Origin of the sequence: Halobellus inordinatus (assembly GCF_024464655.1) — an archaeon.
GTDB lineage: Archaea > Halobacteriota > Halobacteria > Halobacteriales > Haloferacaceae > Haloquadratum > Haloquadratum inordinatus.
On sequence record NZ_JANHAV010000013.1, the window covers coordinates 17,189 to 40,550 of the forward strand.

General features: G+C 60.1%; 23 protein-coding genes and 3 pseudogenes. 11 read left to right on the forward strand and 15 right to left on the reverse strand.

Going from position 1 to position 23,362, the window contains the following annotated elements; genetic code table 11:
- Nucleotides 1–27: 27 nt before the first annotated feature.
- Nucleotides 28–804, forward strand: coding sequence for an ABC transporter ATP-binding protein (locus NO347_RS16585; protein WP_256290815.1), 777 nt, complete (start codon nucleotides 28–30; stop codon nucleotides 802–804).
- Nucleotides 801–2,411 carry a hypothetical protein gene (locus NO347_RS16590; RefSeq protein WP_256290816.1) on the forward strand — a complete coding sequence of 537 codons (1,611 nt, stop codon included), beginning with the start codon at nucleotides 801–803 and terminating at the stop codon, nucleotides 2,409–2,411. The genes NO347_RS16585 and NO347_RS16590 overlap by 4 nt, the downstream gene beginning before the upstream one ends.
- 514 nt (nucleotides 2,412–2,925) lie before the next feature.
- Here the strand turns inward: NO347_RS16590 and NO347_RS16595 are convergent.
- The 9 genes from NO347_RS16595 to NO347_RS16635 form a co-directional block, all read right to left on the reverse strand.
- The gene (locus tag NO347_RS16595) at nucleotides 2,926–5,250 is read right to left on the reverse strand and encodes a heavy metal translocating P-type ATPase (protein WP_256290818.1); all 2,325 of its coding nucleotides are present in this window, start codon (nucleotides 5,248–5,250) and stop codon (nucleotides 2,926–2,928) included.
- Nucleotides 5,251–5,382: 132 nt separating this feature from the next.
- Nucleotides 5,383–5,580 (reverse strand): heavy-metal-associated domain-containing protein, encoded by a 198-nt coding sequence (locus tag NO347_RS16600; RefSeq protein ID WP_256290819.1) that lies wholly within the window; start codon nucleotides 5,578–5,580, stop codon nucleotides 5,383–5,385.
- 84 nt (nucleotides 5,581–5,664) lie between these two features.
- The gene (locus tag NO347_RS16605) at nucleotides 5,665–6,018 is read right to left on the reverse strand and encodes an SHOCT domain-containing protein (protein WP_256290820.1); all 354 of its coding nucleotides are present in this window, start codon (nucleotides 6,016–6,018) and stop codon (nucleotides 5,665–5,667) included.
- 6 nt (nucleotides 6,019–6,024) lie between these two features.
- Nucleotides 6,025–6,441, reverse strand: coding sequence for a DUF302 domain-containing protein (locus NO347_RS16610; protein WP_256290821.1), 417 nt, complete (start codon nucleotides 6,439–6,441; stop codon nucleotides 6,025–6,027).
- A 95-nt stretch (nucleotides 6,442–6,536) separates the two neighbouring features.
- Entirely contained in the window at nucleotides 6,537–6,890 is a 354-nt protein-coding gene (locus NO347_RS16615) for an SHOCT domain-containing protein (RefSeq protein WP_256290822.1), read from the reverse strand.
- A gap of 57 nt (nucleotides 6,891–6,947) precedes the next feature.
- Nucleotides 6,948–7,244, reverse strand: a complete 297-nt coding sequence (locus tag NO347_RS16620; protein ID WP_256290823.1) for a hypothetical protein — start codon at nucleotides 7,242–7,244, stop codon at nucleotides 6,948–6,950.
- Nucleotides 7,245–7,472: 228 nt separating this feature from the next.
- On the reverse strand, nucleotides 7,473–8,888 hold the full coding sequence (locus NO347_RS16625; RefSeq protein WP_305148924.1) for a multicopper oxidase family protein: 1,416 nt from the start codon (nucleotides 8,886–8,888) through the stop codon (nucleotides 7,473–7,475).
- 122 nt (nucleotides 8,889–9,010) lie between these two features.
- Nucleotides 9,011–9,604 carry a helix-turn-helix transcriptional regulator gene (locus NO347_RS16630; RefSeq protein WP_256290826.1) on the reverse strand — a complete coding sequence of 198 codons (594 nt, stop codon included), beginning with the start codon at nucleotides 9,602–9,604 and terminating at the stop codon, nucleotides 9,011–9,013.
- A 131-nt stretch (nucleotides 9,605–9,735) separates the two neighbouring features.
- Nucleotides 9,736–11,130 carry a permease gene (locus NO347_RS16635; RefSeq protein WP_256290828.1) on the reverse strand — a complete coding sequence of 465 codons (1,395 nt, stop codon included), beginning with the start codon at nucleotides 11,128–11,130 and terminating at the stop codon, nucleotides 9,736–9,738.
- 181 nt (nucleotides 11,131–11,311) lie between these two features.
- On the opposite strand from NO347_RS16635, the gene NO347_RS16640 reads away from it, so the two are divergent.
- The 3 genes from NO347_RS16640 (at nucleotide 11,312) to NO347_RS16650 (ending at nucleotide 12,714) form a co-directional block, all read left to right on the forward strand.
- Complete coding sequence (locus NO347_RS16640; protein WP_256290829.1) at nucleotides 11,312–11,683, forward strand: SHOCT domain-containing protein; 372 nt, start codon at nucleotides 11,312–11,314, stop codon at nucleotides 11,681–11,683.
- A 23-nt stretch (nucleotides 11,684–11,706) separates the two neighbouring features.
- Nucleotides 11,707–12,348: a hypothetical protein gene (locus NO347_RS16645; RefSeq protein ID WP_256290830.1), complete on the forward strand. Its 642-nt coding sequence runs from the start codon at nucleotides 11,707–11,709 to the stop codon at nucleotides 12,346–12,348.
- 144 nt (nucleotides 12,349–12,492) lie between these two features.
- Entirely contained in the window at nucleotides 12,493–12,714 is a 222-nt protein-coding gene (locus NO347_RS16650) for a hypothetical protein (protein ID WP_256290831.1), read from the forward strand.
- A gap of 38 nt (nucleotides 12,715–12,752) precedes the next feature.
- Here the strand turns inward: NO347_RS16650 and NO347_RS16655 are convergent, their stop codons facing one another.
- Together NO347_RS16655 and NO347_RS16660 are read right to left on the reverse strand one after the other, a co-directional pair.
- Nucleotides 12,753–14,933, reverse strand: coding sequence for a heavy metal translocating P-type ATPase (locus NO347_RS16655; RefSeq protein ID WP_343217989.1), 2,181 nt, complete (start codon nucleotides 14,931–14,933; stop codon nucleotides 12,753–12,755).
- 128 nt (nucleotides 14,934–15,061) lie between these two features.
- Nucleotides 15,062–15,490, reverse strand: coding sequence for a universal stress protein (locus NO347_RS16660; RefSeq protein ID WP_256290833.1), 429 nt, complete (start codon nucleotides 15,488–15,490; stop codon nucleotides 15,062–15,064).
- 93 nt (nucleotides 15,491–15,583) lie between these two features.
- Between NO347_RS16660 and NO347_RS17305 the strand changes: the two genes are divergently transcribed.
- From NO347_RS17305 to NO347_RS16685, 5 genes are all read left to right on the forward strand, one after another.
- Nucleotides 15,584–16,480, forward strand: coding sequence for a CPBP family intramembrane glutamic endopeptidase (locus tag NO347_RS17305; protein WP_256290834.1), 897 nt, complete (start codon nucleotides 15,584–15,586; stop codon nucleotides 16,478–16,480).
- A gap of 235 nt (nucleotides 16,481–16,715) precedes the next feature.
- Entirely contained in the window at nucleotides 16,716–17,297 is a 582-nt protein-coding gene (locus tag NO347_RS16670) for a flavodoxin domain-containing protein (protein ID WP_256290835.1), read from the forward strand.
- On the forward strand, nucleotides 17,294–18,160 hold the full coding sequence (locus NO347_RS16675) for a hypothetical protein (RefSeq protein WP_256290836.1): 867 nt from the start codon (nucleotides 17,294–17,296) through the stop codon (nucleotides 18,158–18,160). Before NO347_RS16670 ends, NO347_RS16675 begins: the two co-directional genes overlap by 4 nt.
- Before the next feature lie 297 nt (nucleotides 18,161–18,457).
- Nucleotides 18,458–19,270, forward strand: coding sequence for a CPBP family intramembrane glutamic endopeptidase (locus NO347_RS16680; protein WP_256290837.1), 813 nt, complete (start codon nucleotides 18,458–18,460; stop codon nucleotides 19,268–19,270).
- Between the two features lie 84 nt (nucleotides 19,271–19,354).
- A complete protein-coding gene (locus NO347_RS16685; protein WP_256290838.1) occupies nucleotides 19,355–19,711 on the forward strand; it encodes a hypothetical protein in 357 nt (118 codons plus the stop codon).
- Nucleotides 19,712–19,803: 92 nt separating this feature from the next.
- On the opposite strand, the pseudogene NO347_RS16690 reads toward NO347_RS16685, so the two are convergent.
- Nucleotides 19,804–19,962: pseudogene (locus tag NO347_RS16690) on the reverse strand (DUF7342 family protein); the annotation flags it as partial.
- Nucleotides 19,963–20,144: 182 nt separating this feature from the next.
- Here NO347_RS16690 and NO347_RS16695 point away from each other — a divergent pair.
- Entirely contained in the window at nucleotides 20,145–20,522 is a 378-nt protein-coding gene (locus NO347_RS16695; RefSeq protein WP_256290840.1) for a YccF domain-containing protein, read from the forward strand.
- A gap of 31 nt (nucleotides 20,523–20,553) precedes the next feature.
- Here the strand turns inward: NO347_RS16695 and NO347_RS16700 are convergent.
- The 3 genes and pseudogenes from NO347_RS16700 to NO347_RS16710 form a co-directional block, all read right to left on the reverse strand.
- Nucleotides 20,554–21,473: pseudogene (locus tag NO347_RS16700) on the reverse strand (transcription initiation factor IIB).
- 92 nt (nucleotides 21,474–21,565) lie between these two features.
- Nucleotides 21,566–21,994 (reverse strand): SWIM zinc finger family protein, encoded by a 429-nt coding sequence (locus NO347_RS16705; protein ID WP_256290841.1) that lies wholly within the window; start codon nucleotides 21,992–21,994, stop codon nucleotides 21,566–21,568.
- Nucleotides 21,995–22,208: 214 nt separating this feature from the next.
- Nucleotides 22,209–23,086: pseudogene (locus NO347_RS16710) on the reverse strand (DNA-binding protein).
- Nucleotides 23,087–23,362: the final 276 nt, after the last annotated feature.

The following is a 23,362-nucleotide window of genomic DNA, read 5'->3' on the forward strand; positions in this document are numbered from 1 at the left end:
CGGTGCCCCTTCGAACGCGAGGACATTATGCCCTCCACGACGGACGATGTCGCCATCCAGGCGACTGATCTCAGAAAAACGTATGGTTCCGAGGTCGCCCTCGATGGAGTCTCGCTCTCGATTCCGACGGGAACGGTCTATGGATTTCTCGGACCGAACGGCGCGGGAAAGACCACCACGATGCGACTGTTGACTGGATTGTCCCGTCCGACATCTGGAACAGTCAGCATCCGTGGTGTCCCCGTCGACGACCGACGGGACATCGCGACGCTCGTCGGGTATCTCCCCGAAACCCCGCCGCTGTACGAGGAGTTCAGCGCTCGCGAACAGCTCGAGTACGTCGCCGATCTGCGGGACATTCCACGGTCCACCGCCGGCGAGCGAATCACCGAATATCTCGACCAGTTCGAATTGGTCGACGATGCCGACCGGCGCATCAGCGGCTACTCGAAAGGGATGAAGCAGAAAACGGCGTTCATCCAGAGCGTGCTCCACGAGCCTGACGTCCTGTTCTTGGACGAGCCGACATCGGGACTCGATCCGCGTGCAGCCCGCCGAATTCGTGACTCGATCACCGAGTTCGCTGACGACGGAACGACCGTCTTCCTTTCGACGCACATCCTTCCGGTCGTCGAGGCAGTCGCCGACGAGGTCGGTGTCCTCTTCGATGGACACCTCGTCGCCGAGGGGACGCCTGCGGAGTTGCAATCCCGTGCAGAGACCAGAGAGGGAGGAACACTGGAAGATGCGTTCCTCGCAGTGACCAGCGAGAGTACCACGGAGACGGTGTCGGAGACAGAATGAGCGTCCGATCTGATCTTCGCCATGGAGCGCGTATCGGACGCGCCGAGTTCCTTCGGAGCGTTCGACGACAGCTCAAAAACAAGCGCCGATTGCTCGGGCTGGCCTTTGCAGTCCTCTTTTTCGGCGGCAATCTCCTCTTCATCCTCCCGACGGCGTACATCCTCGGGCAGACCGCACGATCCATCACGACAATTCCGTATCTCGCACCCGCTGCAACGGTATTACCCGCTGGTATTCTCGTACTTGCAATCTTTCGAACGTTGGAACGGATCGGTCGCAGCAACTCGGAAGACCTGTTGTTGACGACAGTGCACCCTCGAGCCGTCGTCGTAGGACTCATCACAGCGGAGATCGGTCGCGTGACGGTATGGTTCGGTCTTCCCCTGGGAGCAGTGTTCCTCACGTTCGCGCTCGGGCTCGGTTCACCCTGGCTTCCTCTCGCGGTTAGCTTCGTTCTGCTCCCGATCGTTTGTTGGGCTGCCGTCTGGGGCTACGCGGGTGGACTGGCTCTCCTGCGCGTGTTCCGACACCTCCCCACCGTTCACCGCACTCTGAAGGTGGGAGGTGTCGTCGCAATGCTCGGCCTGGTCGTCGCATCCCAGTTCGTCGGTCGATACGTCGTCGAGGAAGGCGTCTCGATACGCGCAATTCTCGAGATGCTCACGTTCGCGCCACTGACGGACTACGTTGCGCTGGCATTCGTCGGGACACGACTCGAACAGCCGACGTCAATGGCAGCAGTCGGCGTCCTCAGCGTACTGCTCGCGACGACGCCGCTCGGACTCTCACTCGCGACTCGACAGGCATCGACGCTGTGGTTCACCGACAGGCCACATTCCAGCGAATCGACAGCACAGACGACATCCACCGGCGGATTCCAAGCACCACGACCGTTCGCGTGGCGAAAGTCAGGGCGTATCGCGTGGGGGATTCTGATCCGCGGTGTTCGGAATCCCGGAGAACTCGGTCATCTCGTGATGATTCTGTTTTTCATCGGACCGCTGGGCACGACGGTCGTCCAGTCGTCAGGCGACGCGCTCGGACCGCTCGTTGCCGGAACTGGTGTGGGAATCGGGACGTATCTCGCGGGCGCGACCTTCGGACTGAATCCGCTCGGCGACGACCGGCCGCAACTGCCACTCCTCTTGCTCACCACGACTGAGACCCGGACGGTGGTGCGGGGACGCGTTGTCGCTGGCCTCGCCATCGGAAATCCGGTTGCGGTGCTCGTTTCTCTCGCTTCTATACTACTCGGAACGGCGCTAAAGTATGCGATCGCGTTCGCTGTCGTCGGTGTTGGGATGTGTCTCGCAGCAGCTCTGTTTGCCGTCGGGATCGGAGCCGTGTACCCGATCTACGAAGAGCGCGAATTCTGGGGGACCGAGACAGTCGTCCCCTCAACTCTCGTAATGATCGGATACATGTTTATCGTGGGCGGCGGCACCATCATCGGATTGATTACAACATGGTACACCCTCACCGGGCACGTCACCGTAACACCCGTACTGGGCATCGGCGTGGGTGTGTGTCTCCTGCTGACGATGGGGATGTCGTATGGCTCATATCGGTATGCTCTGCGGCGATATCGTCGATACACCGTTGATTAAGCAATTGTATCATTTAATAGAAGATTCAATAGAGAAATTGGAGAAGGCCAGATCCCCCGTCTAAGTCTTACTATCTATTCCTAGTAAATGCTCCTAGTATTGAATAGGAGTCCTGGAGCACTTTCTGAGTCGGGGAATTGCGCGGCACTTCACTACGGGAAGCGCGACGGAACCGTCCAGATGTTCGCCGTCTATAATCGGGAGCACCATCGGTTCGAAGACGCCGCACTAGCCTGGGAGGAGCAGGATTTCCTCGAGAATCGCCGAGCTGTTGGCCGGTGATTGCTCGCTTCAGGAAGCCGTCGACTGCACCGTCGTTGAGGAGGCTAAGCGCTACACGGTTGCGCAGTGGGCTGCAATCAGAGGGTCACCGAGGACCCCGTTCGCTCGAACATCAACTCGGCTCGCGAGAAGTTGCTTGCCGAAGAAGATCGCGAATCGAGTGAATAATCGCCCGAGGTTGATTTTCGCTTGCCGATTCCCATCGGTATCGACAGAGCAGCGGCCGAAATCACTAATCTGCCGGCCGCGCCTGCTCCGGCGCCGATACATCCGAGAGGCTTGGGACCGAGAGATCGACCCGCCGAAGCAACTGTGCGTTGATCGCAACGATGACAGTACTCAGAGACATCAGGAGCGCACCGATGGCAGGCGATAGGAGAATCCCGATTGGGGCGAGTACGCCCGCAGCTAGAGGGATAGCGAAGACGTTGTATCCCGCGGCCCAGGCGATGTTCTCCTGCATCTTCCGATAACTCGCCTTGCTCAGTTTCACGAGTCGGACGACATCCATCGGATTGCTCTGTACGAGGATGACATCCGCTGACTGGACTGCAACGTCGGTGCCGCTCCCAATAGCGATGCCGACGTCGGCCCGCGTCAGCGCCGGTGCGTCGTTCACACCATCGCCGACCATCCCCACGAGCTTGCCCTGGTCCTGGAGTTCCTGGACTTTCTTGTCCTTATCTTCGGGGAGGACCTCCGCGAATACCGTGTCGATACCCAGCTCCTCGGCGACGGCGTCGGCCACGTCCTGGGAGTCGCCAGTCAGCATCGCCACCTCGATGCCGAGGTCGTGGAGCGCATCGACGACACGGTAACTCTCTTCACGGATCACGTCGGCCATCGCGAAGGCGGCGGTCAACTCTCCCTCACGGACGAGATACACCACGGTCTGAGCGTTCTGGCCAGCCTCGTCAGCGAAGCGTTGGAGATGGTCTGGGATCTCGCTATCGAGTTGGGTCAACAGGTTCGGCCCGCCGACGTACACCTCGTTTCCACCGTCGGACTCGTCCGACGAACCTCCGGCGAAGCCGGAGACGTCGACGTTCGCGCGGACGCCTCGGCCTTTGATCGCCTCGAAGTCGGTCGCGTCAGGTGCGCTAAGATCACGCTCGTCGGCTGCCTCGCGGATAGCTCGTGCGATCATATGCTCTGAATCGCTCTCGACGGCAGCCGCCAGCCGGAGTGCGTCATCCTCGTCGACGCCGTCGACGGTCGCCATATCCACGACGCCGTGCTCGCCTTCGGTGAGCGTCCCCGTCTTGTCGAAGATGATCGCGTCCAGATTCCGCGCGTCCTCCATCGCGATCCGATCGCGAACGAGCATTCCGTTCCGAGCGGCGAGTGACGTGTTGATCGCGACAACGAGGGGGATGGCGAGTCCGAGTGCGTGTGGGCAGGCGATGACGAGCACCGTGACGACGCGCTCGATGACCGTCGCATCGAACGAGACCGCAAGCGTCCACACGATAGCTGTCACGATTGCCGCCGCGAGGGCGACGTAGAACAGCCAACCCGCCGCGCGGTCGGCCAACACCTGCGTCTTGGACTTGCTCTGCTGGGCTTCCTCGACGAGTCGCATGATGCCCGCGAGCGTCGTCTCCTCGCCCGTCGCACCGACACGGACACGGAGACTGCCGTCACCGTTGATCGTCCCACCGATGACCTCGTCGCCGGGTTCCTTCGAGACGGGCTTGGACTCACCCGTGATCATCGACTCGTTGACGTCTGAATCTCCCTCCTCGACGACGCCGTCGGCGGGCACGCTCGCGCCCGGCCGGACGAGCACGAGGTCTCCCTCGGAGAGCTCACTCACGGGGACTTCCTCAGTGTCGCCGTCGTCAGTGATCCGCTCGGCGGTATCGGGCATCAACTTCGCCAGCTCGTCGACCGCGCTCGAGGCCCGTCGCACCGACCGCATCTCGATCCAGTGCCCGAGCAGCATGATGTCGATCAGCGTCACAAGCTCCCAGAAGAACGCCGACTGCGTCGGGAAGACCACGCTTGCGAGACTGTAGATGAACGCGACGGTAATCGCCATCGAGATGAGCGTCATCATCCCCGGTGCCCGGTCTTTCAGCTCCGGCACCGCCATCTGTAGGAACGGAATCCCACCGTACGCGAAGACGATGACCGCGAAGACGGGGTTGATCCATTCGCTCCCCGGGAACACTGGGACGGAGAAGCCGAGCCACTCCTGGAGCATTTCGCTGTACAGGAGGACAGGGATCGACAGGAGTGTCGAGACGAAAAAGCGCCGGCGGAACATCTGCTCGTGGCTTTCGTGCATCCCGCCATGCCCCTCACCGTGGCCCTCGTGGGAACCGTGGTCGTGTCCTTCGTCCTCGTGTCCAGCGTGCTCGTGCTGCTCGTGGGACGCCATCTCACCTGCCGCAGCAGGGTGAGCCTCCTCCTCCAGTAGCTCCTGTTCTACCCTTTCCTCGTCTGATTCAGCGACCGCTTCATCTTGGTCGTCGTGTTCGTGCTGGTGGCTGGTGATATCCTGCTGGTCCTCTCCTCCCGTGGAATTCTCAGTTGTATCTTTGTGGCCGTCCATAGATCATATTCTCTTTAGAGGTGGACCCGCCGGCTCCCTGAATCTTCGCCCCTGAAACCGTACAGCAGGACCAGCGTAGGCAAACTCCGAAGGCAACGGTTTGCCGTTGTCTTGAACTGGTCTGTGCTACCCTCAGGCGTGAGCGGTATATCCTGCGTCTTCGACGGCCTCCACGAGGGCCGTGATCTCTGCCTCACCGTCGACACTTGCTTGTTCGCTCTCCCTGTCGACAGTTACGGAAGTCACGCCAGAGACCTCTTCAAGGGCCTCTTCGACCGTCTGCTCACAGTGACCGCACGACATTCCTTCCACGGTGATGGTCGTCGTCATACAGAGGTACATACGGCTCCCTCTCTTTAGCGGATTTCCCCTTCGATCATACTGGTCTCTTGGGGGTCAAACTTTAGAAGATGGTCACTCTGATTGTTCGAGCTTGTTTCGGCGGGATTCGAACTCTTCGTCCGTGAGATCGCCACGGGCGTACGCCAGACGTAATTCTTCCAACGCGGGATTGTGAGACGTTTGTGTTTCGCTCACCCGCCTGAAGAGGAGGAAGCCACCGCCGAGAAGCACAACGAGGAAGACGAGTGGGACAAGCATTCCGATAACGGGCCACCAGCCGCCGGTACTACCGTACTGGCCCATCATTCCCCCGTATCCCATCATCCCACCGAACCCCATCCCCATGGTGAGCAACGGAAGGAGGATGAACGCTCCGAGGATCAGGAGCAGTATCGTCGTTGTGTTCAGTTGATTTGATGAAGCCATCGACGATCAGGCCTCTGACGCGGGGTCGAACTCGTTTCTAACGGCTGCCAGTACACGATCAAATCGCTCGGTGACCTCGGTTGCGATGGAATCAAGCGCGTCGTTATCAGCAATCCCGACCAACTGCTCCGGATCGACCGCACTTACCACGATGTCGCCGTCATCAGTCTCATAGACGATGACGTTACAGGGCAAGAGCGCACCAAGCTCGATTTCCTCGGTTAACCCTTCGTATGCTAGCGGAGGATTACATGCACCGAGGATGCGATACTGACGGAACTCTTCGCCAAGCTTCTCCTTGAGTGTCGCCTGAATGTCGATATCACAGAGGACACCGAATCCCTCGTCCGTGAGTGCAGCGTTCGTTGCATCAACGACGTCGTCGAATTCGCCAGTGACTGTGGTCTGTATTGTGTATTCCATAGAATGTTATACCCTGTCCGCGGGGTTAACGGTTGGGTGCCCAACAGCGATCGTTGGGGAGGGCAGTGTCTCAGATGGAACAGCAGCCGTTCCGATCATCCAGTCCGTTCGAGCTGTTTTCGCCGCCGTTCGAATTCATCGTCCGAAAGCTCCCCGCGAGCGTATCGCTCGCGGAGAACCGACAACGACTGCTCATCGTCCCCGCCGGATCCTCGGTTGAGGAGCGCATAGACGAGGTAGAGCGGAACGGCGATGAGGAGCCCCATCCAGAGGAGTCCCCAGAGCCCCATCGCCCCGCCGAAGAGGCCCCAGCCGCCGCCCATCATGCCGCCGCCGTAGCTCCCACTACCGCGGGCAGCAGCCGTTCCAGTCGCCGCGACCAGCAGCGGGATGGCGAGGATCGCGAGGCGACGAGCAGTGCGTCCGATGTGAGTGATGGGTTGCGTCATTGTCTTGCGGTGGTGAACTTCGGTGTTCGGTTGAAGCGATCAAAACGGTCAGAGCCGTTAGCAGTGGCCCTGCCCGTACATCCCGCCGTTGTAGTCGTTGTCAGCCATGTCTTGGCCCATCTCGTCGACGGTCACACCCATATGCGACTCCATCCAGTCGACGCTACCAGGGCCCATATGCTCAGTCATCTGCGTCTCCATCCAGGCCGCCCAGTCATCAGCGGTAGCGTTGTCTGTGGGCGCGTCGTCAGCTGTCGTGTCGGTACCGTGTGCGCTGACCACGGGGGCGGCGAACGCGAGTCCGACGAGCGCGAGCGCCACGAGCAGCCAGCCGCCGAGTTTGAAGTTGGTCATTGTCTTTCTCCTCGGTTACTCGTAGGACCGCTCGGGAGTTATGACGATGGGCGTGAACTCACGCAGGAGAACGTTCGAGAACGTGTATACAGCGTTTTAATCGTGTTTCAGAAACAAGAGCGTTCATCCGGCTCGAATTCGCCGGGATGGCACTCAACGCCTCGTTCGGAACGGGACTAAGACCACACGGGCCACAGATTGATCAACCAGAAATCGGGTCTCAACCACTCATTCGACGTATTCCACAACACGCGCCATCCCCGCATCGAGGTGGTACAGATTGTGACAGTGGAACAACCACCGACCGGGGTTATCCGCGTGGAAGTCCAGCGTCACCTGTCCTCGATGTCCCGGGACGATAACCGTGTCTTTGATCGCGTTGCCGACCTGGAAGAAGTGGCCGTGAAGGTGCATCGGATGGACGACCGGGCTCTGATTGGTCATCCGAATTCGGACGTGTTCCCCCGGCTGAATCTGAAGCGGGTCGGCATCCGGATAGGCCTGTCCGTCTATCGTCCACGTGTAGGACTGGTTTCTACCACGTGAGAGCGTCAGGTCGAACGTCCGGTCTGGATCTCTACTCACACCGTCGAGTGAGGTGCGTGCTCGCAGGTCACCGTATTGCAATCTGTTACTCGAAGATGATGGAGGCTGTGGAGTGATCGAACCGTCTGTTGATTCGTACTCGACGACAGCTCTGGCCGGTGGTTCGTTCCCGTCGAGTGCGTTCGCCTGAACGAACCATCGCCCCGGGTTCGTCGCTTCCACGACGACATCGTACCGTTCACCAGCACCGAAGACGAACGAGTCGGCCTCGACCGGTTCGACGGGCTGGCCATCGGCGTGGGTCACCGACATCTCGTGTCCAGCGATTCGCACACCGAAGACTGTCGCACTGCCGGCATTCACGAACCGAAAGCGAACCCGATCGCCCTCCGCTACGTCGAACGTCGGGGGGTTCTCGGGCAGTTGACCGTTGATCAAAAGCCCCTCGTATGGCGGTCGAACGTCTCCCATCATTCCACCCATTCCACCGCCACCCATCCCACCGTCCGACGGAAGACGGGGTTCTCTAGAGAGGTAATCGTCAAGCACGACGACATACTCGCGGTCGTACTCAATATGTGGGTCTCGTTCTTCAACGATCAGGGGACCGAGTAATCCACGATCGAGTTGGAGTCCGACGTGGCTGTGGTAAAAATACGTCCCAGCGGGTTCGGCACGGAACTTGTATGTGAATGTATCACCGGAGGCAACCGGCTCTTGCGTCACGTTCGGTACGCCGTCGACTGGATTCGCAACGGGAATCCCGTGCCAGTGAATCATCGTCTCCTCCTGCAAGTCGTTAGCCAGTTCCACGCTGAGCACGTCACCTTCCTGCACGCGCAACTCTGGGCCCGGGTACTGTCCGTCGTACAGCCAAGTAGTCGTCGAAGCATCCGAATCTGGTCGAATGGTCCCAGACGTCGCAGTGAGGCTAACGGAGGTATCCGGGGCAGCTGTGACAGTCGGACGGAGGGTCACCGCACGACCGCCACCATCGTCGGTGCCCGGTAGCGGACTGGCACACCCCGCAAGCGCTCCGAGAGTTGATATCCCCGATAATTGGAGGAGTCTACGGCGAGAAAGTCCCCAGGAGGTCATTGCCTTCGTTTTCGCGGTCAGCGAGTAAAGGCCTCGCGATGAGAGAAGTTCATACGGCCATCCTCGTTCCGAGTTTAGTCCCGGCGATACGGTGAACGATCCCGGATTCCCGAGACCCCCCGCTAGTTCGCCTGTTTCTGTTCTAAGTCGTCGCTTGGATAGATGCGATACGTTCGCCCTTGTCGCTCACGGTACAGTAAGCCGCGCTTCTCGAGGGCCCTCACCGTCTGACTGACCTTGCTTTTCGAGAAGTTCGAGCGATCCCGGAGTTCGATCTGTGTGATACCGGGCGACGAGAGGACCGGTTCGAGAATTCGGCGTTCGTCGTCCGGCAAGAGATCCAATACGCGAGCCTGTGGCTGGGACTCCGGATTGATCTTTCCCTCAGATTGAACGGCCTCTTCCTGCGATTCGATACTCTCAGAATCGGTTGGATTCGCCATCTCAGTCTGTGAGCGATCGGCTACCTCTGTGCTAGTGAGCTCGTCCCGAACCACGAGATAGCCCCCACCAACGACAGCCGAGACAAGAAGCGTCCCGAGAACGTACAAGAGTGGGTTCGTTCCGTGAACCGCGCCCATCGATGTACCCATCATCGAGCCCATCTGCTCGAAGGCCTGCTGTTGCTGGTACGCTTGCCAAGTGAGCACACCACCGACGATGAGGACGGCAGCGACCAAGGCACCGGCTACGGTATCGGCTCGCCGTCGATTCATCTTCTCCACCTCGATCCTCCGAGACACTTGCTCATACGTGAGAGTTCGTGAGACATTGCTGTACCAGTTTTGATTGGCCAACGCAATCACGGGGCTGGCAGCCCCACAAATTCGATATCTCCAATCGATGTTCAATGGTGGTCATGATCCTGAGACGCTCCCGCCTCTGGGTGTTGATGGGCGAATTCATCTGGGTCCTTTTCGAACGTCTCCTTGCAGGTCTGCGAGCAGAAGTAGTACGTCTCGCCGTCGTGCGTCGCCGATGGCTCGCTGTCGTCAGTCCGCATCCCACAGACGGGGTCGCGGTACTGGCCGGGCGCACCGAGGCCGCGACGATAGACGTACAGCAGGAACCCGGAGAGCGCAAACGCGATGAGGTTGAGATAGAACGTGTAGTTGAGCTCGAAGTACGTCTGCTCGGTCGCCGTCTCGCCGCCCGCCAGATCTGGTACGATTCCCAGCGCGTCGAACAGCAACTCCATGAGGAAGCCGGTGAACGCCATCGTCACGAAAAAGACGCCAAGGATGTACAGCATGATCTTCCATCCGTAGTACTTCCGGTAGACGTTCAGCACGGGAATTGTGATGAGATCGGCGTAGACGAACGCGATGATCCCGGCGAAGCTGACGCCACCGCCCCAGAGCGCGACCGCAAACGGGACGTTGCCCATACTGCCAACGAAACTGAGGACGGCGATGGTGACACCCATAATCGCGTTCTCGGCGGTCACGAGAAGCCCGTCGCCCTGGATGAACAGGGTGTTCCAGACCCACTGGGAGACGAAGACGATGACGAACCCAGAAATAAGGAAGCCAGCGACGATGTCCTTCCAGATCATCGACCACTCCTTGCGGTACTGATTCCCGACTTTGTACCAGCCACCCCACGACAGCAACTCGTCACGCCACCCGCCACGACTCGACGTCTCCTGGCGGTAGGTCTCCATACAGCCCTCCGAGCAGAATTTGAGCGTCTCACCGCCGTCGGTCGTGATCGTGTACTCGTCTTTGCCTTCCATCCCGCAGGTCGGGTCTTCGGTGACGCCCGCCTCACGGTCGCTCTCGTTGAGCGTTTCTCGAACTTCGGCAAAGAGAGTCTCGGGGAGCGTGAGGTGGACGGTCACCGCCATCACGGCGATGAGGATGAGGCCGCCCAGCAGTTCCGCTAGGAGGAACTCCCAGCCGAGCAGAATCAGAATCATCAGCCCGAGTTCGACGATCAGATTCGTCGACGCAAACATGAACGCGAGAAAGTTGACCGCGTGCGCTCCCTTCTTGAACAGACCCTTCCCGATGGCGACAGCGCCGAAACTGCAGCCACTACTGGCCGCGCCGAACGCAGTCGCCTTGGTGAGGCCGCTCAGATCACCGTCGCCCAGCACCTGTGCCATTCGCTCCTTGGAGACATAGACTTGGACCAGACTCGTGATCGTGAGTCCCATAATGATCGCCCACGCCGCCGTCCAGAGGAATCCGACACCGATTCGGAGGGCTTCGAAGATACCCTCGACCATCGTCACCTGCATAGATGTATCATCGTGCGGATCATCTTTTGCAGTTTTCCTTCAGATAGTTCGGGCTAGAGCCGTGATAAGTATGAATTCAAAAGAATAGCGGTGGGAGTAGCACGAAGGTCTAAGGCACAACCGCATTGAATAGTTAGTGCGTAGTAACACTTGAGACCCAAACTCACGGAGGGATCACAATATGGCGACAAATTCAGACGACACGCGACTTGTTACGCTCCTCCTCGTTATCATCGGTTCGTTCGTCATCTTCCCGCTGTTCTTCATGGGCTTCGGGATGATGGGGTTCGGCCCAATGATGGGCGGGACGTGGGGCGGTCACATGTGGGGTGACGGGACGATGCCTGGCTGGATGTTCATCGTCGGCATCGTGATGCAGTTACTGTTCCTCGCTGCCCTCGTCGGCGGTGGCTACCTCATCTACCGTGCGATTACGGGAAGTGAGCGTAGTTCAGACCAAGCCCTCGAGGAGCTCCGACTCGCCTACGCCCGCGGTGAGCTGACCGACGAGGAATACGAACAGCGACGCGAAGCACTCGAACGAGATACCTGATTCCCATCCGGCAAGCTTGAACGATGACCGGCTTCCCCGACCACCGTCAACAGTCGACGCGTCCGGAACTTCCAGCGTGGCTCGACCGATACACGACGCTGGGAGTATACGGACTCCTCGTCGGGACGGGACTCTGTCTGGTCGCGTTCCTCACGAATCCCGTTCCCGACCCCTCGTTCCCGTGGGCGACTCTGCCCGAGTCTCTACGATTACCGATTGTACAGCCCCGAATCGAACACTGGCCGGTGACCTACACTATCGGCATCTGGCTGTGGGTCTTCTGCTTTCCCGCACTCTTCCTCGCTGGATACCGGCGATACGGCGACGGGAATCGTGGAGCAGCGGTGTGGCTCGTCGGGTTGCCGACCGTGGCGATGCTGGGCTGGACCACGTACTGTCGGTTCTTCTGGCCGAAGCTCAATCCACCAACCTGGAACGCCCCGGCCTACACGTTCGTTTGCTGGCTGTACTGTTCGACCTACAACGTGCTCTGGAGCAACACCGCATACGTCATTGCGCTATTCGGCATCGTCACGACCATCCTCGTCATGCGACACCAAGATAGAGACCGATATGCCCTTCTCGGGTTTGGATTCCTCGCACTTCCTCTTGGGTTACCAGCCCTGTACGAAGGATATCGACGGACGACGCGAACCGGAACCTGAGGATTTGTAACAGGTGACTGTTTTCAACGCTGTTCGAAAAAGTGGTGGGAAGACTGCTAATTCGAGGAGGAGAGGGTGACCAAGACTCCTTCACTGATCACAGCCCGAAGAAACGTTTTCTGTGGGCAGCTCCTCAACACGAGTATGTCGACGACTGTCTCAACACCCGAAACAGACGAGATATGTGCGTACTGTGAATCCAGGATCTTCGACCACGATCCAATCTGCGTCCGCGATTGCGAGAACGAGTGTGGCTCACCCACGTATTTCTGTAACTACGCCTGTCTGTCCGCATATATCGACGAGAACGGCCTCACTACCGGGAATGCGTGCGAGTGGACTCCCAACGACACTAGTTGTTGCTGATCGGCGCTATCGGTCCATTCGTCGCCTTCAGCGACCGATTATTTGCGGAAGCCGAGTAATCGAAGCCCGTTCAGGGACACGAGGACCGTCGATCCCTCGTGGCCGACCACGGCCAGCGGTAAGGGGATACCGCGTAACAGAATCGTGCCAACCATCAGCGCAATCGCACCAAAGGCGATTGCGAGGTTGACTGTCAGCGTCCGGCGCGTCCGGCGACCGAGTCCGAGCACGTAGGGAATCTTCCCGATGTCGTCGCCCATCAACACGACGTCAGCCGTCTCTAGGGCAACGTCGGTCCCGGCGCCACCCATGGCGATCCCGAGAGTCGCCGTCGCCAGTGCCGGTGCGTCGTTCACTCCGTCACCCACCATCGCCACGTTCTCGTATCGCTTGACCAGCTCTTCGATGGTCGCCACTTTCTCTTCCGGCAGCAGTTCCGCCTGCACCTCGTCGATACCGACTTCGTCGGCGATCTGCTGGGCGACGCGTTCGTTGTCGCCGGTCAACATAACGATGTGCTCCACCCCGAGCGACCGGAGGTCCTCGATCATTTCTGCAGCCCCGGGGCGGACCGTGTCGGTGAACGCAAGCCATCCCAGTACCGTGGCGTTGCCGGCGTGCTCGCGGGCGACGAGAACGCTGGTCTTCCCCTCCGCCTCCAGGGTCCGAAGCCGATCGAGACCAGGTTCGAGCCCCTCGATCGCAGCGTCTTCGAGAACCGTCTCGACGTAACTCCGATTCCCGATGTGGATGGTTCTGTCGTCGACATCGGCGCGAACGCCTTTCCCGGCCTCCGACTGAAACCGTCGCGCGTCGGGAACGTCGAGAGCGCGGTCTTCGGCTTCCGAGACGGTCGCACGAGCCAAGTGATGCTCCGAGCGGGCCTGTACGGCGGCCGCGAGCGAGAGCAGTTCGTCCGGCGTCAGTGACTCGTCCGCGAGGCCGTCACGGACGAACACGTCCGTCAGCTGTGTCTCACCTCGCGTGAGCGTACCGGTCTTGTCGAACGCGACCGCGTCGATATTCGCTGCCGCCTCGACGTGTTCGCCGCCCTTGAACAGGACGCCCTGCCTGCCGCCGGAGGCGATCGCCGACAACACCGCCGCCGGCGTGGAGATGATGACCGCACACGGCGACGCGGCGACCATCAGGGTCATCGCGCGGTAGAACGTACTGGTGAACTCACTCCCGAGTGCGAGTGGGATACCGATAGCCGCTATCGTGAGGGCGAACACGCCGATGACGTACGGTTGTTCGAGGCGGTCGATGAGCCGCTGTGTCGGGGCCTTCTCACTTTGGGCGCGTTCGACCATATGGATGAGGCGACTGATCGCCGATTCGTGGGCCTGCCGCGTGACTTCGATTTCGAGGCTACCACTCTCGTTGATCGTTCCACCGAACACCTCGTCCTCGGGTTCCTTCGGCACGGGCACTGACTCGCCGGTGAGCGACGCCTGATCGACCGTCCCCTCGCCGGACGTGACGACGCCGTCGAGCGGGATTCTGTCGCCGGGACGAACGACGAACACGTCACCGACGGCGACGTCGTCGATGGGAACGGTGATTTCCTCGCCGTCGCGTAGCACCTGGGCTTCGTCCGGTCGCATCTCGACGAGGGACTTGATCGCTCGGCGTGAACGGCCGATCGCGTAGTGCTGGAGCGTGTTCGACAGCGAGAACAGGAACAACAGCATCGCGCCCTCGAACGGTGCGCCGATCGAGAGCGCGCCGAGCGCGGCGACGATCATCAGGAGGTCGATGTCGACTGCACGGTGGCGCAGCGTCTCGATGGCCCCCTTGAGCCCGTACCAGCCGCCGAAGACGTATGCGACGGCGTAGCCGGCCCACCTGAGCAGTTGTGGTCCCTCGAGGTACCCGGTCACGAGACCGGTCACCATCCCGAGCAGCGTCAGGCCGACGAACACTGCCTCCCGCCTGAGTTCCGAGCGGGTACTCACGTCATCCGCTGCCGTATCGGTGTCGTCCTGGATCGAGACGTTACGGTCGCGGACTGCGTCTCGAATCGTTTCTTCCGAGGTGACGCTCCCGTCGTAGGTGATCCGCGCGCTCCCCGTTCGAAACGAGACGTCGACGTCGTGGACGCCGGAGAGACGCTGCAGGTGTCGTTCGAGTGCCCGCGCTCCCGCTTCACCACGACCACCCCGCCGTTCAATTCGAACAGAACACGTCGAGAGAGACGGAGATTCAGTAACGGCCACGTTCTCGGTACCTATGGTTTGTGTTGATTTCACGTTTTAGATACTCCAGCAAGCATTCGTCGGACTACATAGATCGACCCACAGCACCCTCAGAACGCTCTTGGGTGGCAGCCCATTAATAGAAGAGATCATCCAATGATCGTCACCGGGATCTGTGCCCGGCGGGTAACTGTTTCGGCGACACTTCCGAGGAGCGTCCGGTCGATCCCTGACCGTCCGTGGCTACCCAGAACGATCTGGTCGATCCCGTGATCGCTGGCATATTCGAGGATCGTACGCGCCGGCCGACCGACTTCTGTGACAGTCTGGAGGTCAATCCCGTGCTCTGCCGCGAGCTTCGTAGCCGCCGTATGAATGTTGGTGGCGCGTTCTTGGGCGTTGTCATACCAATCCTCAGCGACTGGCAAGCCACCAGCCTCCACGTCGATTACCGAGTCGACCGGATTGATGACGTACAGTGTGGTGATGGTCGCGTCCGGGAAGTTCTCAAGAGCGTAGGTGAGCGCACGCTCGGCAAGCGGCGAGCCGTCGAAGGCGACGAGAACAGTGTCGGGCATACGAATGGATTTGAGACGAGTTGAGAAGAGTCTAGTGCCGGGAACACGGCGGCCGGGAGTACCGTTAACTACGATGTGGCCACAAAAGTTGGTGTGTCTAGTATCAGCACGTGGATCGATCAGCACCGCCTCCTGAGTTTCGTTGTAATCGCGTACGCTTTCACTTGGACGATCCAGGGCGCGCTCGCGTATTCGGGCATAGAAGCCTCCTGGACGCACTCGATCCTGATCGGATTCGGCGGGTTCGGTCCACCAATTGGTGCCGCAGTCGTCATCTGGGCCTCCGGTGGGAGCCTCCGAACCTGGGTCGGACAGATGTTCAAATGGCGAATCGGTGTGAAATGGTGGGCGCTCGCGATTGGACTCCCGTTCATCATCCTCTCACTTGGTGTCCTGCTGTTCGTCCTAGCCGGTGGCCCGATCGACCTTACCGAGTTCGAGTCACCGTTCATCTACCTGTTCGCGATGACGTGGGGGACCGTCTGGGGTGGCGGCCAGGAGGATCTCGGCTGGCGTGGCTTCATGCTGCCCATACTCCAGAACTCCTACAGCGCGCTGGTGTCGAGTGCGATCGTGGGCGTCACGTGGGCCGCCTGGCACCTCCCGCTGTTCCTGAACGCCACGACCACCCACGGCGGCTGGCCGCTCTCCCAGCAACTCCTCTGGATGGTCTCCATCCTTGCAGGCTCGATTCTCTGGACGTGGATGTACAACAGCACCGGGGGGAGCGTCCTCGCCGTCGCGGTATTCCATGCGGGCGTCAATGCGATGGGAATCTTCCATCCCGCCGATCCGGAAGCGCTCATTCCGAACGGTGTGCCAGATCCCTGGTTGAACCTGCTCGCCGAAGTCACCGGCGCCGTTCCACTCGTGCTGATCGCGATCTTGCTGGTCTTCGTCTACGGCGCTGACCGCCTCGCGAACCGCGACCCACCAACTCCCCAAGACGCCGGCCTCCCACCGGAGACCGAGTCAGAAGACCTTGGGTGAGCACACCCACCAACAATGGACTCCTATAGTAGCGTTTGCAAGTCTTCACTCACCGAATCGCACGCAGTCGTGCGATTGGCTGTGTAATCAGTTGCAAACGCTACTATATTACGAGTTCGCAGTTGCTCCAGTTCGAACCAACACCTCCGTCGCGCCGTGACTGGGCTGGAAGTTCGGGGCCGACTAGAATTTATTGAGTGCCGCAGCGAAGGAGTGTGCAGAGGTGTGAGAACACGTGAGTTCCTTTCTGATACTCTACGGGACGGGCGAAGGCCAAACGGCGAAGATCGCAGAGCGGATCGCGACCACAGTCAGCGAGCGCGGCCACGAGGTGAGCGCGATAGACGTGCATGACCGACCGGACCCGTTCACACTGGAAGAGTACGATGCTGTCGTCGTGGGCGCGTCGATCCACGTCGGCAAACATCAGGACGAGGTCCGTGACTTCGTCACCGAGAACCGGGGCGCCCTATCGGGGATACCGACTGCGTTCTTCCAGGTGTCGCTGTCCTCGGCAAACGAGGAGAAGCGCGAAGAGGCTGCGGGATACGTCGAATCGTTCGTCACGGAAACCGGATGGCATCCGGATCGAATCGGGCAATTTGGCGGCGCGCTTCGGTTCTCCGAGTACGGGTTTCTCAAACGCCTGATGATGAAGCAAATCGCTAAAGACCTACTCGCCGAGGACCGGAAACCGAAGGGTGATATCGAGTTCACCGACTGGGACGCTGTCGACGCCTTCGCAGCGGATATCGCCGCGTTCGTCGAAGGCCGTCTCGGCGTTGCCTCGGATACCACCGAGGATCCAGCGGTATGACGGCCTCGAAACCGCCCCGACGCCTCACTCGGCCCTATCTTGCTGCGTCGACGCTTACCCTCCTGCTCGCGATTATGGGGACTAGCGTTGGCCTATTCGTTCCCGAGTTCTACCGAGACGCCGAGGTTCTCCTCCCACAGTTGTACGGACAGGACCTGCTGACGCTCGGCATCGCCGTCCCTACACTTGCCGGCGCCCTCTATTACGCGCACCAGGGGTCACTACGGGGCTATGTCGTTTGGCTCGGTGTCACCGGCTACCTTCTCTATACGTACGCTTCGTATGCATTACTCACAGCGTTCAACGAGCTTTATCTTGTCTACGTCGCGCTGTTCGGACTGACATTGTTCACGCTCATCGGCGGGATCGCTCGCATCGATCCGACAGACTTGGAAGAGGCATTCGACGATCACCCGGTTCGTGGCTACGTCGCGTTCCAGCTTCTCGTCGCCGGCCTCGTGGCACTGATGTGGCTCGCCGAGGTCGGTCCGGCGAGCCTCACCGGAACCAGACCCCCAAGCATAGCCGAAACGACGCTCCCGGTTCCCGTTATCCAGTCACTTGATCTCGGCGTCGTCGTCCCGTCGTTCGCCCTCTCGGCGGCTTTTCTCTGGAAGCGACGAGCGTGGGGATACGTCTTTACCGGCGTCCTCCTGGTGAAGGGTACCACCCTCGGCCTCGCAGTCCTCGCCATGATTGTATTCATGCTCCAGAACGGCCAATCCGTCCCGCTTCCTCAGATCGTATCGTTCGCTCTCCTGAGTCTCGCTGGTCTCACCCTTGTGGCCCGTTTCATCCGAGCCATCCCTTCTAGTGCTTCTATAACCCATCCTCCCACCGGAGGTGGTACACAAACAGACTGACCAGAGAACAGACCGATCCAACGCCGACCACAGAGCGAGTGATTACCGCGTGAGAAAAACTCGGGGGATGACGGTTAATTCTGCTCCGACGTGACAAGGCAAAGCTTCAACACGTTCGAAGCGGGTACCTCCCCTGCAATCTACGTGGACGGCCGGCAGGGATGGGCCCAGATCGATGGCCATCTCCACGCCGGAATGGGGCGATACGACGGTCCATCTCGGTGAGAATCCACAACACTGGCGCGTGAGCGACGACAGTGAAACCACTTTTTTCGTTGCACTGAGATTCAGCATCGTATGTCTCCAACCGAGCATGCCTCCTCCTCCTTCGCAAAGCCGTTCGGCGTGACGCTGCTAGCCGGTACGCCTGGAATCGTCGCCCTCAGTGGGTACATTTATCTCACGACGCCGACGACGGCCATCCCGGCCGGTCTATCGCTTCCACTCTTCGCTGTGTCTGCCGGGGTCAACTCACTTCTTCTGCTCGCCGTCGCGTGTCTAATCGGTACGTACACGGCTCCGCGAGTAGAGCTGCCATCGTACCTTATTGACTGGGCAAGGACAGGCGACGACGTCTGGCGACGCCTCCGGCCCGAGATTCGACTTGCCGTCGGCCTCGGCGTTATCGGGGGACTACTGATTCTACTTCTCGATGTCGCGCTGGCACCGTTCATCGCTCAGAACCTGCCCCAGTCAGCGATCGAGGCGACCGACGCGACTGTGGTGAACGTCCTCGCGTATGCACCGGTCAGGTTCCTCTATGGTGGCATCACGGAGGAGCTACTGCTCCGCTACGGACTCATGTCGGCGCTCACATTCATCGGCTGGGTGCTCACCGGCCGTCGGTCGGACGGCCCCGGATCGGGAGTCATGTGGGTCGCGATCGTCATCTCTGCAGTGCTGTTCGGGATCGGCCATCTCCCGGCGCTCGCACAGTCCGTCGGCCTAACCCCAGCACTCGTCGCCCGGACAATTCTTCTGAACGCGATCGCAGGCGTCCTCTTTGGGTGGCTGTACTGGCAACGGAGCCTCGAAGCGGCGATGGTGGCCCACGCCGCCTTCCACGTCCCCTTGGTAGCACTCTCGCTCGTACAAGTCGCGCTACCCTGACTGTAGTGAATCCCGCCCCTCCACCTATCACGGTGGCCCCAATTTATCAGAGGTGCAGTCTCACAACATATCAAGAACATCGGAATGGAGCTGAGAGCATACATCCGAGAACAACGGTGGACGACAGTAGCCGGCTACGGCCTCTTCGTCGCGCTGATGGTCGCCGGTTACTACTACAACATCACGTTCGTCCAGCTCGGACTCATCGACCTCGGGACACGCCTCGTTGGGCTGTCCGAGACGGCCGTCTCGATGTGGATGGCGGCGCTCGCGCTCGTGACGCTCGCCGTCGCCATCGCGACCGGTATGACGATGGACCGCCGCGGGTGGAGCACGGACCTCCGCACGAAACTCCGACTCCTGCTCGGCGTGGTCTGCCTCCAGTTCGCACTCACGCTCGTTGCCCCGATGGTTCGGACCGTTCCCGCCTTCGGTGCATAGATAATCTTGGCGTCGCTTGGGCTCGGTATCGGATTTCCAGTCTCGTTCTCACTCGCAATCGATCTCATTCCCGTTCCGGACCGGGGCTACGTCGCCGTCGGCTCGCTCACGAGGGCGCGGTCGGCGATCTCGGCGGCTGACTGCCCGTCGTGGGTCTGTTCGACGATTTCGTACACTCGCTCAAACGGCGTGGTGTCGTCTCTCCAGTCCGCTTTGACCTGCTTGTTGACGTCGTCCCACGTCTCGGTCATACTGGAGCTACGCCATTCAGAAACAAATAGTTCCCTACAAAAAATTATGTTTTGGTGCATCCGTACGGGAGCGTTGTCAGGGGCCGCTGGATGGCAAATATCGTAAACGCCCGCATAATGGTTGGCGTAACATCCCCGGACTCGGCGATACAGATTACCGTCCCGAGCATCTATCGATCGTAATGACACAACGATCCGTTCTGGTTCGTGCGCTATGGTTCGTGTTCGTCGGCTGGTGGGTGACACCGATCGTCGTCAACACTGCGTGGCTGCTGAACGTCACGGTCGTCCTGCTCCCGATCGGGATCAAACTGATCAACCTCGTGCCAACGGTGCTCACTCTCGCGGAGCCGCGGTCCCTGTCGGAACCCGACTCGACGCGAGGGCAACGCTCGCTCGCCGTCCGGGCGATTTACTTCGTCTTCGTCGGCTGGTGGCTCAGCCTGCTGTGGGCGAACGTGGCGTCGTTCCTCGCACTCACGGTCGTGGGACTCCCAGTCACAATCTGGATGCTCAACCGACTGCCATACGTCACGTCGCTGTACCGATTTCACGGCTGATCCGGACATCCCTGATCGGTCGAATCCTGATTCAGACGATTTGTACTTCGAGCGTGTTGCGGTGGATCCTGACGATCGCCGTCGACGTGTTAGACACCTTGGCGATATCAGTCTGGGTCAGCCAGCGACCCGACTCCTGTCCGGACTTGTAGAGGCAGGCTGCAGCGAAGCCAGCGGGATGGAAGCTGTCGTCACCCCCGCGTCCTCAGCCGCTTCGGCAAGTGCTCGCGCCCGGCGTCGGATCCGCTCCGGACAGTCGAGGTCGGATGCGAGCCGCAGAATGTATATCGTCGGGGTCACAGGTGTGGCCAAGAGTCCCAGCTCTTCGTTCAGCGTTTTGTACGCGTTCGTAACCCGTGACTCAGCGACGCGGGCCATCTCGCTGACGTCGTCCACCAACTGCGAGCGGCCGTTGCACCGGCAGGCGCCGTACACGCTGGCCGCGGCGATGGCTTCGATAGATCTGCCACGAAGCAGGTCCTCGTTCTGGGCACTCCGGAAGGGCTGGCACGCTTGGTCACGGACCGAATCGGAGATCTCGAGGACGCTCGCTAACCGGCTGACTTTGCCCAGCCCGTGTGCGAGATTTCGGTCGGCTTTCGACTGGAACCGACCACGAGTCTGTTCACGCCGCATTCGGTATAGCCGCTGACGCTTTCGTCCGGAGAGTTCGTTCCCGTTTGCATCTTTCCAGCGACCGATCTCGGTCGACAACCCTCGGTCGTGACGTGCCGCAGTCAGTGGAGCGCCCGTCCGCTTTCGCTGGTCCTGATCGTGAGTTCTCCATTCAGGACCGTGGTCGATTCGTTGTTCGTGAATAACGAGTCCGCAGTCCTCACAGCTTGTTTCAACGCTGTTCGTTCTCACTTGGCCGCTGCATTTGGGACACGGCGTATTGTCGTTCGATACGTCTTCGTCGAAGCCGGTTTCGTAGACATTCTTTGTTACCATCTTGGACAGCGAGGCACTCTACACGCACCTCGCACACCTCTCAGGGGACAATAAACAACCGCAGACGTGGCGGTGTGTGGATGTGTACCGAGCTACTTGGGGAAGCTTCGGCGATCAGCGCATACACACTCCGAGCAGGGAAAGTCGGCGGCTAGGCCCTCATTATCGCACTGTGTTGTGTCTGTGTCGCTGGATTGGCCTGCCAGTCGATCACCATCGGTTACAACGCCGCCATAGGCGACAGCCCGCATCTTCGTTGCAATATCAAGGATTCGAGGTCGGATGGCGACAGCGACCCGGTGCTTACACGGACCACCGTATGCTGCGTCAGCGGGACACTCACAAGCTGCTGGAACACCGTCGACGACAGTGACGCGGTATTCGTGCTCCGAAGGATTTTGATGACTATTGTTGCGAACGCAAACGTCGCCATCGAGAAGCGAAAATTCGAAGGCTTCGTACTGGGCACGTTTGAGTACACGAGTCGTTGGTTCGAGACTATCGAGTAGTGTTTTGGGCATTATGGGACACGGCGACTGGTGTGCGCCGCACCCCTCCAAGGCTGGATAAAACCTGTCAAATCGCACACTGATTTCTAGGATAACTGTTTAGACCAGTACTCGAGGTTGTGGCTGCGCGCGCAGCGACCTCTAGGAGCGAGCACGGAGCGGAGGGTGGGGCGGTGGGGCTTGGGTCGGTCCGGCACGTGACAAAAAAGGAGGGTACGACAACCGGCTATTCCCACCACCGTCCGCGCTCTGGGAACATAACGGTGCTCCACCCAGTGACGGCCAGTGAGACGCGTCCTTCGTACCAATTTCTCGCCGCTCACCTTCTTCGATCCAGGGGGCATTCGACTTCTCCCAGATCGTCACCTTCGTTTTCCCGCTTTCGTCTGCTATCAGGCCGACTTGTGCAATCGCTGGCGACGTCGCATCCCAGAGTTCCTCAACACACCCTTCGATGCTCACCTCTTTGCGATTGACGTCCTCGAGCTTCCCGATGGGAACTACCTGTCCCGGCGCCGTCTGCAACTCCTCGAACACCCCGACGACCGCACTCATCATGTCTTTCCCACCGACCACGGCTTCACCTAACCGCCGACCAATCGCTGCTCGCGACCAGCCATCCAGCTTCTTCGCCAGCCGCATCGACTGCGTGTTCACCGCCGCCAACTGCTCCTGCGTGAGTTCTGCACGAGGATCGTCTCGCTCTGGGTCCGCCATCGGGTTTACGCTTGCCGCCCGCTTCTGGAACTCTGCTCGTCGCTCAGCGCTCCGCTTCGCCGCGATGTCTCGCGTCCGTTTCTCCCGACCGTCTTGCGTCCCCAGCTCTGCCTGGGCACTGATGCGCTCCAGCTCGGCTTCCCGCGCCCGAATGCGCTCTTCCTGTTCGAGGGTCGCACCGTAAATCCGCTCGTCACTGGTGTCGACCATCCCGTCCGGGTGGTTTGCATCGACCTTTGCTTGCACCTCCATCTGCACCGTCGCCTGGAACTCCGGCGTCTCATCGACGACCTCGAAGCCGTCTTCGTCGACTGCCGCTTCGTCCGCGTTTTCGAATGCCTGTTCATCGACCGAAACTACATTACTGGCTGCGTTGTTACTTGACATTGGATCTCACTGATCCGAAGGCGCTCAGCTCCCGACACCGCGATGCTCCAACATCGCGGTTCTTCGACGACAACGCCCGACAGAACCATCTACGCGCTCTCGCTCGCGCCTTCGTGAGCGCCCCCTGGGGCGCGAGCGAGAGCGCCAAAGGAAGGTCACTCAACCAGAACCGCGCGCCGTCCTGCCGAGCGCAGCGAGGCAGGGCTTGGAAGACGAACGGAGTGAGTCTTCCAGCGACCCGCCCGGAGCGAGCGGCCAGCTTTAAGCCGTTTCTCG